The 14,733-nt window shown below is 35.8% G+C and carries 14 protein-coding genes; 7 read left to right on the top strand and 7 right to left on the bottom strand.

Going from position 1 to position 14,733, the window contains the following annotated elements; all coding sequences use genetic code 11:
- Positions 1-50 precede the first annotated feature (50 nt).
- Both DRF59_RS11645 and ku read right to left on the bottom strand, forming a co-directional pair.
- The gene (locus tag DRF59_RS11645) at positions 51-656 is read right to left on the bottom strand and encodes a DNA polymerase ligase N-terminal domain-containing protein (protein ID WP_115959956.1); all 606 of its coding nucleotides are present in this window, start codon (positions 654-656) and stop codon (positions 51-53) included.
- Complete coding sequence (gene ku / locus DRF59_RS11640) at positions 657-1,442, bottom strand: non-homologous end joining protein Ku (RefSeq protein WP_115959953.1); 786 nt, start codon at positions 1,440-1,442, stop codon at positions 657-659.
- Between the two features lie 145 nt (positions 1,443-1,587).
- Here ku and DRF59_RS11635 point away from each other — a divergent pair, with 145 nt between their 5' ends.
- The gene (locus DRF59_RS11635) at positions 1,588-2,154 is read left to right on the top strand and encodes a Crp/Fnr family transcriptional regulator (RefSeq protein ID WP_115959950.1); all 567 of its coding nucleotides are present in this window, start codon (positions 1,588-1,590) and stop codon (positions 2,152-2,154) included.
- A 172-nt stretch (positions 2,155-2,326) separates the two neighbouring features.
- Complete coding sequence (locus DRF59_RS11630; protein ID WP_115959947.1) at positions 2,327-3,598, top strand: adenylosuccinate synthase; 1,272 nt, start codon at positions 2,327-2,329, stop codon at positions 3,596-3,598.
- 71 nt (positions 3,599-3,669) lie between these two features.
- On the opposite strand, the gene aspS is transcribed toward DRF59_RS11630, so the two are convergent.
- Positions 3,670-5,424 (bottom strand): aspartate--tRNA ligase, encoded by a 1,755-nt coding sequence (gene aspS / locus DRF59_RS11625; RefSeq protein WP_115959944.1) that lies wholly within the window; start codon positions 5,422-5,424, stop codon positions 3,670-3,672.
- 136 nt (positions 5,425-5,560) lie between these two features.
- On the bottom strand, positions 5,561-5,920 hold the full coding sequence (locus DRF59_RS11620) for an ankyrin repeat domain-containing protein (RefSeq protein WP_115959941.1): 360 nt from the start codon (positions 5,918-5,920) through the stop codon (positions 5,561-5,563).
- 292 nt (positions 5,921-6,212) lie between these two features.
- Here DRF59_RS11620 and DRF59_RS11615 point away from each other — a divergent pair, with 292 nt between their 5' ends.
- Positions 6,213-7,607, top strand: a complete 1,395-nt coding sequence (locus DRF59_RS11615) for an MATE family efflux transporter (protein WP_115959938.1) — start codon at positions 6,213-6,215, stop codon at positions 7,605-7,607.
- Positions 7,608-7,702: 95 nt separating this feature from the next.
- Entirely contained in the window at positions 7,703-7,822 is a 120-nt protein-coding gene (locus DRF59_RS11610) for a 30S ribosomal protein THX (RefSeq protein ID WP_115959935.1), read from the top strand.
- Between the two features lie 56 nt (positions 7,823-7,878).
- Here DRF59_RS11610 and DRF59_RS11605 read toward each other — a convergent pair whose 3' ends face one another.
- The 3 genes from DRF59_RS11605 to DRF59_RS11595 all read right to left on the bottom strand — a co-directional run bounded on the left by DRF59_RS11605 (position 7,879) and on the right by DRF59_RS11595 (position 10,390).
- A complete protein-coding gene (locus DRF59_RS11605; protein ID WP_115959932.1) occupies positions 7,879-8,535 on the bottom strand; it encodes a DUF937 domain-containing protein in 657 nt (218 codons plus the stop codon).
- A gap of 84 nt (positions 8,536-8,619) precedes the next feature.
- Positions 8,620-9,879: a protein O-mannosyl-transferase family gene (locus DRF59_RS11600; protein WP_115959929.1), complete on the bottom strand. Its 1,260-nt coding sequence runs from the start codon at positions 9,877-9,879 to the stop codon at positions 8,620-8,622.
- A 1-nt stretch (position 9,880) separates the two neighbouring features.
- Positions 9,881-10,390: a DUF2480 family protein gene (locus DRF59_RS11595; RefSeq protein WP_115959926.1), complete on the bottom strand. Its 510-nt coding sequence runs from the start codon at positions 10,388-10,390 to the stop codon at positions 9,881-9,883.
- Positions 10,391-10,529: 139 nt separating this feature from the next.
- On the opposite strand from DRF59_RS11595, the gene lpxB reads away from it, so the two are divergent.
- From lpxB to DRF59_RS11580, 3 genes are all read left to right on the top strand, one after another.
- Complete coding sequence (gene lpxB, locus DRF59_RS11590) at positions 10,530-11,633, top strand: lipid-A-disaccharide synthase (RefSeq protein ID WP_115959923.1); 1,104 nt, start codon at positions 10,530-10,532, stop codon at positions 11,631-11,633.
- Positions 11,634-11,672: 39 nt separating this feature from the next.
- Positions 11,673-12,764 carry a glycoside hydrolase family 99 protein gene (locus tag DRF59_RS11585; RefSeq protein ID WP_115959921.1) on the top strand — a complete coding sequence of 364 codons (1,092 nt, stop codon included), beginning with the start codon at positions 11,673-11,675 and terminating at the stop codon, positions 12,762-12,764.
- Positions 12,765-12,910: 146 nt separating this feature from the next.
- Positions 12,911-14,683, top strand: a complete 1,773-nt coding sequence (locus DRF59_RS11580) for a ComEC/Rec2 family competence protein (protein ID WP_115959919.1) — start codon at positions 12,911-12,913, stop codon at positions 14,681-14,683.
- The last annotated feature ends 50 nt before the right edge of the window (positions 14,684-14,733 follow it).

Below are 14,733 nucleotides of genomic sequence, written 5' to 3'. Positions count from 1 at the left end.
TTTTTTTTCAGTGGTTAAAGAATTAATACTTCTGAAATGGCTTTCTGAAGTTATGATTTCTTTTTTCTGCTTTTTTTCAGGCTTTTTTTTTCCTCTAAAAATTTAGTGACCAATGATTTGGGAGAGGTATTCTCTTCTGCATCATACGGACTTTCTGCAAATTCGTCTTTATGTTTGATGAGAAGCCAGGCGTTGTCTTCTGAATTTTTCATTTTAACCAGAGCAAATTCACCTTTCAGTTTTTTACCATGTAAAATAAATTTTAAAGATCCTGCATGCAGTTCTTTTAACAATTCTTTTTCATCAGAAACTGCTGAGTTTTCTTCCAATGGTTCATAGGTACCGCTGTCCCATACCTCAACTTGCCCGGCTCCATAATTCCCTTCAGGAATATTTCCTTCAAAGTCCTTATAGTCGTATGGATGATCTTCCACCATCATTGCCAGCCGTTTATCCTTTGGATCCAACGACGGGCCTTTCGGGACCGCCCAGCTTTTTAAAACACCTTCCATTTCCAACCTGAAATCATAATGAAGCCTGGTAGCTGCATGCCTCTGAATAACAAAAATCAGTTTATTTTTACTTTTTTTTGTTTTTCCCTTTGGTTCACTCGTTTCATTGAACTTACGCTTTTTATGATAATCCTGAAGAGCCATTTATGATGCGGATTTAGATTTGGAACTGTTAAGACTGGCTTTTAACTGGGCCATAAGGTCAATCACTTTACCTTCCTGTGCAGGTTGGGCTTTTTTGGCTTTGATATTTTTGCCTTTCGCTTTCTGTTTAATAATCTTCATCAGATCATCAGAATAGGTATCTTTATACATTTTAGGATCAAATTCCTGGGAAAGCTGTTCTATAAGGTTTATCGCCATTTTTAATTCTGCCGGCTTTGGAGCTTTATGGGCAGGAATTTTTAAATCTGAATAATCCCTTATTTCCTGATCAAATCTAAGACGATTCAGAACCAGGATATCATCATTGTAGGGACGTATCATACCAATTGCCTCGCTTTCACGAAGAACAAAAGTTCCTATTCCTACCATTTTTGTTTCTTCAAGAGCTTTCAGGAGAAGCCTGTAAGCACTTTCACCATTTTTCTGGGGTTCCAGATAATAAGGTGTTTCAAAGTAAACACTATCTACTTCTATTTCCTTTACAAACTGGTCAATAGAAAGTATTTTCGTTTTTTCAGGGCTTGCAGCTTCGTAATCTTCTTCATCAAGAACGATATATTTGTCGTCCATGAGATAACCTTTGACGATATTTTCCCATTTTACTTCTTTCCCCGTATTTTCATTTACTCTTTTGAATCTGATATTTGAAAAATCAGATTTATCAAGCATGTCGAGATCTAATTTACTGGTTTCTGTTGCAGAATAAATCTTAACGGGAATGTTTACTAAACCGAAGCCAATGGCGCCATTCCAAATTGCTTTCATTGTCTTACGTTTTTAAAAATCAAGCAATTAATATGCCGTGTGAGGCTGGTGTGGTATGTTTTAAAGGCTTTTTGTCAAATGGCAATTGTTTTAATGTTTTACTTTCATATCTTTATATTTCCATAATCTGCGGATAAAAATCATCATGGAAGAGCTTTTTAATTATATCAGAAAATTCGGGGTGTTGAGTGACAGGGATGAGCTTCTTATTGGCGAAGGAATCCAGGAAGTAACCGTACAGAAAGGCGAAATTTTTGTAGAAGCCGGAAAAGTAAGTCAGAGGATTGCTTTTGTAAAAGAGGGCGTTTTCCGGTCTCTGTATTATAATAAACAAGGAGATGATTTTACCCGTTATTTTATTTATGAGGGACGATTCATCGGAGACTTTCAGGGATTTACCGACCAATTGCCTGCTCATGAATATATCGAGGCCATAACTGATGCTGTATTGCTGGTTATTGATCTGAAGCATTTTAAAATACTCGAAGAAAAGATTTCTGTATGGCCTGTATTATTTGCCAGAATTCACGGATTTGTTGCTGAAAATAAATTAAAAGTAGCAAGTATTATGCTTAATCAGGATGCAAAATCCCGGTATATCCATTTTTTAAATCATTATCCCGGACTGGCCAACAGAGTTCCCCAGTCTATGCTGGCTTCATACCTTGGAGTAACACCTTCTTCATTAAGCCGTATCAGAAGAAATATTTAGTTGTAGTGATAAATGATGGATTAAAGGTTTAGGATTAGCTGTGTTAAAATCATGGTTTTCAGCATTGAATATAATAAACTTACTATCTGTTTCTAATACAACTGCTCTTTTTGCCAAATGACAATGGCTGCCTTTTCAAACGGTCATAGCTTTGTATCATAAAATTTTAAATATGGATATTGTATTAGGATTGCAATGGGGAGATGAAGGAAAAGGTAAATTTATTGATCTGATCAGCGAAAATTATGATATTACAGCCCGCTTTAATGGCGGAGCTAATGCAGGACATAGTATTGAACGTAACGGGAAAAGAATTACACTTAAAATGATTCCTTCGGGAATCTTTATGAAAGAAGTTCAGAATGTAATTGGCACCGGAACAGTTCTTGATCCTGTAAGTTTTAAAAAAGAAATACTGAATCTCCATACTTTTGAGCCAGCCATTCAGCCGGAAAAAAATATAATTATTTCCCTCAAAGCCCATTTGGTATTGCCAACCTATAAGCTTCTTGATATTTTTATGGAAGAAAGCTCTGATTATACAACAATTGGAACAACCAGAAACGGGATAGCACAGGCTTATTCAAATAAAATATTAAGACAGAATCTGAGAGTAGGGGATATGTTCCTTCCGGATTTTCAAAGCCGGGTACAGCATATTTTGAAAAGAGACTACAAAATGCTGGAAGATAAAGGAATGGTTGCCCTACCTGCTCTGGAACCGGTCATCGAAGAATTTTTTGATGCAATAGATTTTCTGAAAAAATTCAATTGTACAGAAACCGAAATATATCTTAATAATGCTCTATCCGATGGAAAAAAGATACTGGCAGAAGGTTCACAAGCTACAATGCTGGATATTGATCATGGTACATATCCTTACGTGACATCTTCTTCAGCCACAGCAGCAGGAGCTTGCTCAGGGTTAGGTATTTCACCTAAAAAAATGGGTGATATTTATGGGATTGCAAAAGCATATTGTACAAGAGTAGGCAATGGGGCATTTCCAACGGAGATTCTAGATGAGTTCGGAGATGAACTCAGAATGAAAGGAAATGAATTTGGATCTAATACAGGCAGACCAAGAAGGATCGGGTGGCTGGATATTCCGGCTTTAAAATATGCTGTAATGATTAATGGCGTTACTCAGCTGGTCCTCACCAAAGCAGATGTCTTAAGCGGATTAAAATCAGTGGCTGTTTGTACTCATTACGAACTGGAAGACGGGACCATTGAAACGGTTTCAGGTGCTCTTCCTCATCATGCAAAACCTGTCCTGAAATGGATGGCAGGTTGGAAGGCTGATTTTTCCAGTATAAAAAATAGATCTGAATTGCCTGAAGAATTAACTGATTTTCTGATTTATCTGGAGACTGAATTGGAAATTCCTGTAAGTTATCTTTCTATCGGGCCTGGGAGGGATCAGATTTTGAAAATGAAATAAGGTATTTCCAAAACATTTATCATACGATTCAATCATCAAATGAAAAAGCGGGGCATCGCCCCGCTTTAAATTTATGCTTTTAAATCTAATTTTAATTCAAGCTCATCAAGCTGTGCATCAGCAATAGGAGCAGGCGCATCAATCATGACATCCCGTCCTGAATTATTCTTAGGGAAGGCAATATAATCCCTGATCACTTCATTGCCATCCAGAATTGCTACCAGACGGTCAAATCCGAATGCTAAACCACCATGAGGAGGAGCTCCGTATTTGAAAGCATTCATCAGGAATCCAAACTGAGCTTCTGCTTCTTCTTTTGTAAATCCTAGCAGATCAAACATTCTCGATTGTAATTCTTTATCAAAAATCCTGATTGATCCTCCTCCGATTTCATTTCCGTTAAGAACCATATCATAAGCATTGGCTCTTGCTTTTCCCGGATCTGTTTCCAGTAAATGGATGTCTTCCGGTTTTGGAGAGGTGAACGGATGGTGCATTGCATGATATCTCCCTGTCTCCTCATCCCATTCCAATAGCGGGAAGTCTACCACCCAAAGTGGGGCAAACTCATTTCCTTTTCTTAATCCCAAACGGTTTCCAAGTTCCATCCTCAATGCTGAAAGCTGGGCTCTTACCTTGTTTTCGTTTCCGGAAAGAATAAGCATCAAGTCGCCTTCTTTTGCTCCAAATTTTTCAATAATCTTTGTCAGATCTTCTTCAGTATAGAATTTATTTACTGATGAGGTTTTTACTCCGTCATTCTGGAATTTTACCCAAACCATTCCTGAAGCTCCAATCTGCGGACGCTTTACCCAATCAACAAGTTCATCAATCTGCTTTCTTGTATATTCTGCACATCTTTCTACGTTAATTCCGACCACTAATTCTGCATCATCAAATATTTTAAAATCCTTTCCTTTTACCAGTTCATTAAGTTCTACGAACTCCATCCCGAAACGGATATCCGGTTTGTCATTTCCATATTTTCTCATGGCATCCGCAAACGTCATTCTCGGAAAGTTACCAAACTCCTGACCTGTAATATCTTTCAAAAGTGTTTTAGTCATTCCTTCGAATACATTCATGACATCTTCCTGCTCTACAAAAGCCATTTCACAGTCTATCTGTGTAAATTCAGGCTGTCTGTCAGCTCTTAAATCCTCATCACGGAAACATTTTACGATCTGAAAATATTTATCCATTCCTCCCACCATCAAAAGCTGTTTGAATGTTTGGGGAGATTGAGGCAATGCATAAAACTGTCCCGGATTCATTCTGCTTGGTACTACAAAATCTCTGGCTCCTTCGGGAGTTGATTTAATGAGAACGGGAGTTTCTACTTCAATAAAACCTTCATCAGAAAGGTAATTTCTTACTTTCTGAGCCATTTTGTGACGGAAAATCAGTTTTTCTTTAACCGGATTTCTTCTGATATCCAGATAACGGTATTTCATTCTTAATTCCTCTCCGCCATCTGTTTCATCTTCAATAGTGAAAGGTGGAAGCTGTGAATCATTCAGAACAACTAATTTTTCCACTAAAAGTTCAATTTCTCCTGTTGGAATGTTTGGGTTTTTGCTTACCCTTTCAATAACTTTTCCGGTAACCTGAATTACAAATTCACGCCCCAGCTTTTTTGCTTCTTCCATTAACTGTGCAGAAGATCGCTCCTGGTCAAAAACCAGCTGGGTAATTCCGTAACGATCCCGAAGATCTATCCAAATCATAAATCCTTTGTCACGGATAGTCTGTACCCATCCTGATAGTGTAACTTCTTCATTCAGATTTTTTAGAGATAGCTCTCCATTGGTGTGTGATCGAAACATAATTATTTGTTTAAAGTTCAATGTTTAAGGTTCATATATAAACCTTGCTTTTTTCGTTGGCAAAGATAAGGTTTTTGAAAGTTTTATAAACAAAAAAACTTCCTTTCGGAAGTCTTGTATAATTTTTTAATCTGTTTTAGTTTCTAGTTGCTCCATGCTGAATCAGTAACTGGGCTGTTTCTTCTCTTTTTCCTGTTTCTGCCAATTCCAGCGGTGTTTTATCCTTACATTTCTTATTAATATTCACTTTGCTGTTCAGTAGAAACTTGATGATCGTATTGCTTCCGTACAGGGCACTGAAGCCAAGTGGTGTATAAGATTCCTGACCAATCGTAAAGCACTTATTGTAATCTCCCGGTGCAAACTGCTTTTTAAATGTTGTTATATTATCAGAGTTGATGGCTTTCATTTTTGCCTGAGAAAGCTGTTGAGCAGAAAACATACCGGCAGATAATAACATTCCAAATAGAAAAGTAGTAGAGATTATTTTTTTCATAAGAACTATTTTTTAGAATATACAAATCTAATTAAATTTTATTAGCAATTGCTAAGTTTTGATAACATTTGCCTGTATTTATGATATATCTGAAAAAATCGTTAAAAGCGATGTTGCCTATTTTTTCAACGCTGCTTCATCAATTAATTTTTGGATACCTTCTTGTTGCTCATTTTGATAGCTATAAAAAGCATTGCAGATAATTTTATCCTTGAAATACATGAAAAAACTTTTCATATGCTAAGTCCTGATTATTTCTGAATCAATATTTTTGCTGATAAATAGAAAATTTATGACCCGATATATAAGTTTCCTTAAAAAAGCGCTGAGTGGTGAAGAAGCAGACTATACGAAGATAAGTATCAGGAGTGCGGTACTGTTTTTAGCCATCCCGATGATGTTGGAAATGGCTATGGAATCTGTATTTGCTTTGGTTGATCTGTATTTTGTAGGACATTTAAAAGAGAGTGGTTTTGCCATTCAGACTGTAGGGCTTACAGAATCTGTTCTTTCTGTAATGTATTCTATTGCGATTGGAATGAGTATGGCAGCAACGGCTTTGGTAGCAAGACGGATTGGGGAAAAGAATCCGGAACAGGCTTCCAGAAGCGCTGCCCAGGTTTTGCTGGTGTCATTTCTGATCACTTTCATTTTAAGTGTATTGGGGGTAATATATGCTGAAGAAATTCTGATTCTGATGGGATCAAAGCCGGAGGCTGCGGCGTATGGGAAAAATTTCACAAGAATTATGATGGGAAGCAGTACTATTATTATGCTTTTGTTTTTAATAAATGGAATTTTCAGAGGAGCAGGAAATGCAATGATTGCAATGAAAAGTTTATGGATTGCCAATATTGCCAATATTATTCTCTGTCCGGTTTTAATTAAAGGTGTGGGGCCTATTCCCGCGTTGGGATTAACAGGTGCTGCATTAGCCACCACAATAGGACGGAGTATCGGGGTGATGTATCAGCTATATCATCTCCTTGTAGCTGATACGCAGATCCGAATAAGGCTTAGCTATTTTAAACCGGATTCTGATCTGATCAGATCCATTATAAAGATTGCAACACCGGGAATCTTTCAGTTTGTCATTGCATCATGCAGCTGGATTTTTCTGGCAGAACTTGTAGCCACTACAGGAGGAGAGAATGCTTCTGCAGGTTATCAGACCGCATTAAGATTAATGATGTTTTTTATGCTTCCAGCCTGGGGGTTAAGTAATGCTGCCTCTACACTGGTAGGACAAAATATGGGAGCCAATGAGATGCTGAGAGCAGAAGAGTCTGTAATGAAAACCGTAAAATATAATGTGATCTTTATGTTAGCAGTCAGCCTGATATTCCTCTTAATGGGTAATTTTCTGGTTAGCTTTTTTACCCGCGAAACTGAGATTATGAATTTTGCAAAAAATGCACTTCATATTATGAGTACGGGATTTATTTTTTATGGAATAGGAATGGTGATGATCAATGCATTCAATGGTGCAGGAGATACATGGACCCCAACCTGGGTAAATCTGTTCGGATTCTGGCTGTTTCAGATTCCTTTAGCTTATTTTCTAGCAAAATATTGGGGAATGGGCCCTAAGGGTGTTTTTATTTCAATACCGGCAGCTGAAACCCTTATTACTGTAGTAGCCTTTATTTTATTTAAAAGAGGAAAGTGGAAAACAGTAAAAGTTTAAGAGAACTGAATTTCAGATTTCTACTTTGTCATGCAATGCATTGGATTTTAAAAGAATATTTCCTAAATTCGTAAGAACAACAAATACTTATTACTATGGGAAAAGGAGATAAAAAGTCAAGAAGAGGTAAGATCAATTCAGGAAGCTATGGAAAAAGAAGGCCTAAGAAAGCCTCAAAATCCTTTGTAACCTCTGAAGAAAAAACTAAAAAATAGCAATAAAAAAGACCAAAGAATAATCCTTGGTCTTTTTTTATAACAAATTAAACTAATTATTTTCCTCCAAGAATATTTCCAAGAATGCTTCCCAGGCCACCTTGTTGTTGCTGGTTATTATTTCCTCCGCCAAGCACGCTTCCCAAAATATCATTCAAAGGATTTCCTGATGACTGAGACTGGCCTCCTCCCAAAACACTTCCCAAAATGTCATTCAAAGGACTGGATTGTTGTGCCTGTGCCTGGTTAGAAGCATTTCCCAGGATTCCTCCCAAAAGATCTCCTAAGCCTCCTGCTCCTACATTATTTTGCTGTTTTTGCTGTCCTATATACCCCATGATAACAGGAGCGAGCATTGCCAGGATAGGACCGATTTTATCAATTGAAATTCCGGTGTTTTGAGAAAGCTGGTTTTCCACATTACCTTTTTGACCACCGAAAATATGATTAAGAATAGAACCTCCTTCAGCTTGTCTGGCTTCTACCTGCGAAGCATCATCAAGAATACTCCCATTATGATCTTTGTCCAGAGCATTGTTTAACGCTTCCGCTTCTTTAGCGTCCTGAGATTTATTTCTCAAATAAGAAATGATCAGGGGAGTTGCTACAGCCAGTAAGGCAATAACCTGATTTCTGCTGATTCCAAATTTGTTTTCAGCCTGTTCAGCAACCTGGTTGCTCGTATTCCCTGTAAGTAGGTCTATTAAACTCATTTTTTGTGTTTATTTTAAAGTGTTAAGTAGCTCAAAGTTATCAAAAATTATGGTTCACAAAATGGCTACCGGTCATAATTATTGTTAAAGTTTTCTGATTTCCTCCTCTGTGAATCCTTTGCTCTTTAGCAGCTCAATATATTTCTCTGCTTCTTCGGTCATCCAGAATATAGGATCAGGGGCTGTCTTTTTGTCTATCGTAAATTCCAGAATGCCGACATTGTTGTTCATCCATGGAAGCATATAGTACTCCAGGCCGCCTTTATATTTTTTGTAGTGATCAAAATCCTGTCCTTTTTCGGTAAATGACACCACTTTAAGGGATAATACATAAAAAAGAGGGATGAAGAGACATATCCAGGAAATTTTTTTTACTACAGGATATTTTATCCGGGACAGTCCGTAGCCCACAGATAATGCGAATATCATATTAAAAGGAATAAAGAAAACGTAATTGTCTGTAACGGCATAAAAGGTTGCAAATCCATATATACATACAGATCCTATGAAAAAAACAAGGAACATTTTTTTGTTAGACCTGTATAAAAAATAGATTCCTGCAATCCCTGGTACAGTAAATATATTAAAGTTGTAAATGATATATACTACGGATTTTATAAGATCCTGGATATACTGGGTCACCGTTTTTTTAAACGAATCTGAAAGCCATGATCCCCGTTCAGAAGTATAGGGTGAACTCAGAGAAAGCCCCTGAAAAATATTTAAGATTGTAATGGAGGCAAATATCAGCAGAAATAATAATAAAGAAGTATACGCATATTTCATTTCCTTTCTGAAATAATAAATGAATAAAATAAAAGCCGGAATGAGTAATATATTCTGAATATGTACCCAAAAGCTAATTCCTAAAAATACACCGCTTAAAATAATATATTTTTTCTTATCATCCACGAAGCTTCTGACTACGGAAAAGAAAAACAAACTCAGCCATAGAGAATTGTATGTGTAAACTTCTACTATTTCTGCATTTTTCCAGAATGAGAAACTAAAACCAAAAATAAATGTGGAAACAATTGAGACCCATTCAAGTTTGGTAATACTTCGTACTGTACAATAAATTATAGAGACCGTAAGAGATGCTGATACGATAATCAGAAACCGGCTGGCTTCAATAGCATTTGCGCCCGAAATATTTTTAATGAAAATAACCGTGTTAATATATAAAAAATGAGTGGTAGCGGTAGCGGTTGTCACAAAATCACCCTGTTCTGCCGGAAGTACAAAGCCAATGGCATCTGCAAAAGGAATTTTCGTAAAGCTTCCGCTATAATAAATGGCCAGGAAAATGAAGAATATAAAAACTGCGGATAAATATTTATTCATTCTAGTTCTTTACAATAGGAACATTTGAACAGGCTTCTCCGAACATCAATGATTTTACAACAGGCTTTAATTGTTCGACCAGTTCGATATAAGCATTTTCCGGAATTTCTTTATCTGAACACCCTTTTACCAAAACTCTTTTGCCTCTCATTTCCTCAAAGTCATAGGTCTGAATAGCATTATGCATAAGAATAATCTCCAGGTCCTCACGATCACCGAAAACGATTTTTTTAGCCACATCTGTAAGCTTTGCAGTCAGTACAAAATAAGCCCAAAGTGGAATAATTGTATCTACGGAATTGTAGATATAGATGTATGCATCCTTGTATTCTTCAACATTAATAGCCTCTACTTTTTCACGAAAATCTTTTTCTTTCAGGATCATTTCCTGAAAAAGAAAATCTTTAAGATCAATACCCTTTCTTTCTCCTTTTGGGAGTAAGGTCGTAAGGTCAAAATTTATAAGGCCGCTTTCTGCAACTTTATTTCGGATTTCAAATTCTTCTGACATTTTTATCGTTATCTTTGAACAAATTTACAAATTAAGATCAATATACATTTTAATTTGTTCTCTATCCTTACCATAGAAACCTCCCATAATTATAATGTGTTTCTGATGGTCATAAAAACAAATAAAGATTTCGGAAGAAATGAAATATTATATTATTGCGGGAGAGGCTTCCGGTGATCTGCATGGAAGCAATTTAATGAAATCCTTAAAACAACAGGACTCCCATGCAGAGTTTAGATTTTGGGGCGGCGATCTGATGAAAGCCCAGGGCGGAGTGCTGGTAAAACATTATCGGGATCTGGCCTTTATGGGGTTTCTTGAAGTTGTGATGAACCTGAGAACAATTCTGAACAATATAGCATTCTGTAAAGAAGACATAAAAAAGAACAGGCCTGATATTTTAATACTGATTGACTATCCGGGGTTTAATTTAAGAATTGCCAGATTTGCCAAAGAATTAGGGATTAAGGTAATCTATTATATTTCCCCACAGCTTTGGGCGTGGAAAGAAGGACGGGTAGAGATCATTAAAAAATATGTTGATGAAATGATGGTCATTCTTCCGTTTGAAGAAGATTTTTACCGTAAACATGGAGTCCACTCTCATTTTGTAGGACATCCGTTATTGGATGCTATTTCTGATCTGAAAGAAATTAATATTGACCAGTTTAAGACAGAAAACGGACTGAACGAAAAGGAAATTATTGCACTCCTTCCGGGGTCCAGAAAACAAGAAGTTGAGAAGATGCTTGAAATGATGCTTTCCGTGAGGCCTTATTTCAAAAACTATCAATTTGTAATAGCCGGAGCTCCAAGTCTTCCCAAAGAATTTTATCAAAGATATGTAGATGATAATGTACATTTTGTATCTAATATGACTTACGATCTGCTGCGGTGTTCAAAAGCAGCCCTTGTTACTTCGGGAACAGCAACACTTGAAACTGCTTTATTAAATATTCCGGAGGTTGTCTGTTACCGGGGAAGTAAAATTTCCTATGCAATAGCGAAAAGGCTTGTAAAAAACATTAACTACATTTCCCTAGTGAACCTGATCATGGATAGGGAAGTTGTAAAAGAGCTGATTCAAAATGATCTCAATACTAAAAATCTTGTTGATGAACTTAATAAAATTCTGGAAGGGGAGAAGAGAAAACAGGTACTGAATGATTATGCCCTTTTAAGAGAGAAGTTAGGAGGTAAAGGAGCGAGTGATCATGCAGCCCGGGTAATTTTAAAAGTATGAAAAATTAAAATTTTATAAGAAGTACAAATTGTTACTGGAATGAATTATTTAAAAAACTTTCTGCTGCTTGTCCTAAGTCTTTTTTCCTTTTCAAATAGCTTTGCTCAGAAGAATAACTCAAGAGATAAAGTTCAGATATTCTATTATGGCTGGTATGGAAATCAGGCTGTTGATGGAAGCCTTCAACATTGGAACCATGAAATCATCCCTCATTGGAATAATCCAAAATGGAATAATCTCGGCCATTACAAAGGAGGCGATGACATAGGTGCTAATTTTTATCCTGCTCTGGGTAATTACAGCTCTAATGACAGGAAGATCATTGAGAAACATATGAAAATGATCAAAGAATCAGGAGTAGGGGTCGTTGTTGTAAGTTGGCTGGGAAAAGATTCTTTCACAGATAAAAGCATGATTAAATATCTGGATATTGCTAACCGGTATGATCTGAAAATAGCATTTCATATAGAACCGTTTTATAAAACAATTACTGAACTTAAGGAACAGCTTTCCTATCTTATTAAAACATATTCTCATCATCCGGCTTTTTACAAGAAGGATGGAAAACCTCTGTATTATGTGTATGACAGTTATAAGATCTCTCCTGAAGAATGGTCGGAAATGCTTTCCGTGAGTGGTCAAAAAACGGTACGTAATACAGATCTGGATGCATTCTATATAGGATTGTGGGTAGATCAAAATGACAGTGTCTTCTTTGATAAGTCTGGATTTGATGGCTTTTACACATATTTTGCCAGTGAAGGTTTTGTCTTTGGAAGTACAACTTCTAACTGGAATTTTCTTGCTAAATATGCAAAGGATCATCACATGATTTTCATACCTTGTGTTGGACCCGGATATTCGGATACAAGGATAAGACCATGGAATGAAGCTAATTTCAAAAGCCGTGATAATGGCAGATATTACGAAAATATGTTTAATGCTGCGATAAAAATTAATCCTGAAATTATAGGAATAACTTCATTTAATGAATGGCATGAAGGAACGCAGATAGAACCTGCAATTCCAAAAAGGACCGGAGAATTTATTTATGAGGATTATGGAAAAGATCCCTGGCTGTATATTAAAGAAACAAAGCGTCTGACCGATGTGTTTTTAAAAGAAAAGTAAAACTTTTTATTTAAACATTATTTTAGAGTAAAAAAACAAGCGCCCTGTTAATCTCTTTGAGAATTTTCAGGGCATTTATTTGGTAAGCACAGAGGTAGATAAATAACCGTTTTAGTTCCTATTTTAGAAAAATAACTGATGAGAACTTGAACAGACAGCCACTTTTTATTTTAACAGTATGTTTTATCCTTGGAATATTTCTTCAGGATAGATATTTATTGGAAAATACTTTTATTTATTTTACAATTATAAGTTGTGCTGGAATTTTAATTTCCCTGTTTCTGCATTCTTATTTTTTGAGTAAAGTGAAGCCTTACTTATTGGGCATATTATTTTTTTGTCTAGGAATTATTTTTCATTTTTTCAATACTTTTTCTCCTGATTATGGAATAGATTTAAAAGAAAAGCAGGATATCGTTTTTAGTGTTTCTCAGCAATTAAATTCGACGGAGAAATACAGGAAATATGAGGGAGCCGTTCAAGCCGGAAATAAAAGTTTTCACGCCATCATTTATATCCCGAGAAACAGTATTGAGGCTGATTTTAAACATTATTATAAGGCCCGGGCTAATATTGTACAGGTAAAACCTCCGAAGTATGATTTCCAGTTTGATTATGCCGGATATCTGAGGCGTAAAAATATTGAGTATCAATGTTATCTTTCCGGTGATCTTTCACATGCAGATAAACCGAATCTGAGTTTTGGGGATGTAATCAGGCAGCAAAGACTTGAAGTTTTACAAAATATTGATAATACCAGGATGTCAGAAGGAACGAAGGCTTTTTTAAAAGGCATTATATTGGCTGACAGAACAGAAATTGACATGGGGGTATTGGAAGATTTTAACAAAACCGGTCTTGTTCATTTGCTGGCTATTTCAGGTACTCATATTATGGTCATTTTCGGAATGTTTTACTTTTTGCTGGTACGTTTTATTCATTTGGATTTAAGAAAGTATGCAATCATTGTAAGTCTTGTATTTATATGGTTTTTTGCAATGTTTATAGGTTTTGGAAATTCAGTTTTAAGGTCTTGTATCATGCTGAGTGTTTATTTCATTTATATTATGTTGCAGAGAAAACCGGATCTGCTGCATTCCCTTGCTTTGTCAGCACTTATTATTTTATTTTTTGATACGCATCAGCTTTTTGATGTAGGATTTCAACTCAGTTTTTTAGCTGTTTTGGGAATTTTCTGGTTGAATCAACCTCTGTTAAAGCTTTTTCCGAGACAGGATCATTATCTTAAAAAACTGATATTTAATACCATTACCATTTCAGTTTCAGCACAACTGGCTACACTTCCTGTGGTTTTGTATTATTTTCACCAGTTTTCTTTCATCTCAGTGATTGCTAATTTTGTTATTGTTCCTTTTTCGGAAATAATTATTGTATTTTCCTTTTTGGTGACGATTCTTGCTGCTTTTCAAACCAACCTGGAATATATTTATACAATATATGATACAACAATTCAGTTTTTATTAAAAACAATCCATTGGTTTGGCAAAGTAGATATGCTGTTTTTTGAAAATATCCCAATGAATCTGCCAGAAGTTGTAACAATACTGGGGGTAGTATATCTTTTCAGATCTTTTATTCTAAGTATTAATTTTAAGAATTTTATGGAATTGCTAATATCTGTAGTCTTGTTTTTAATCGTTAGAATAGGATCTGATATTATTGAAAATCAAAAAGATGAGGTTGTTTTTCATCACTTTAATAAAGATCAGGTTTTATTGGTTAAAAAAGGGAATAAAGTATGTTTCTGGGTTCCTGAAAAAGCTGAACAGAAAAAGATTACCCGTTATGTTATTAATCCTTACTGTTCATCAAGAAGGATAAGCGATTATGAGATAAAAACCTATTCGTCTTCAGTACGAAAAATAGTGTTTCAGGAACAGGTTTATGACTTGAAATAACCTTTAACTTCATTTTTATTTTTCCTTTATTTATAACGTTTTAAGTCTTA

Source organism: Chryseobacterium flavum, assembly GCF_003385595.1.
In the GTDB taxonomy this organism is placed as follows: domain Bacteria; phylum Bacteroidota; class Bacteroidia; order Flavobacteriales; family Weeksellaceae; genus Chryseobacterium; species Chryseobacterium flavum.
This window is presented reverse-complemented; position numbering and strand designations above follow the sequence as displayed.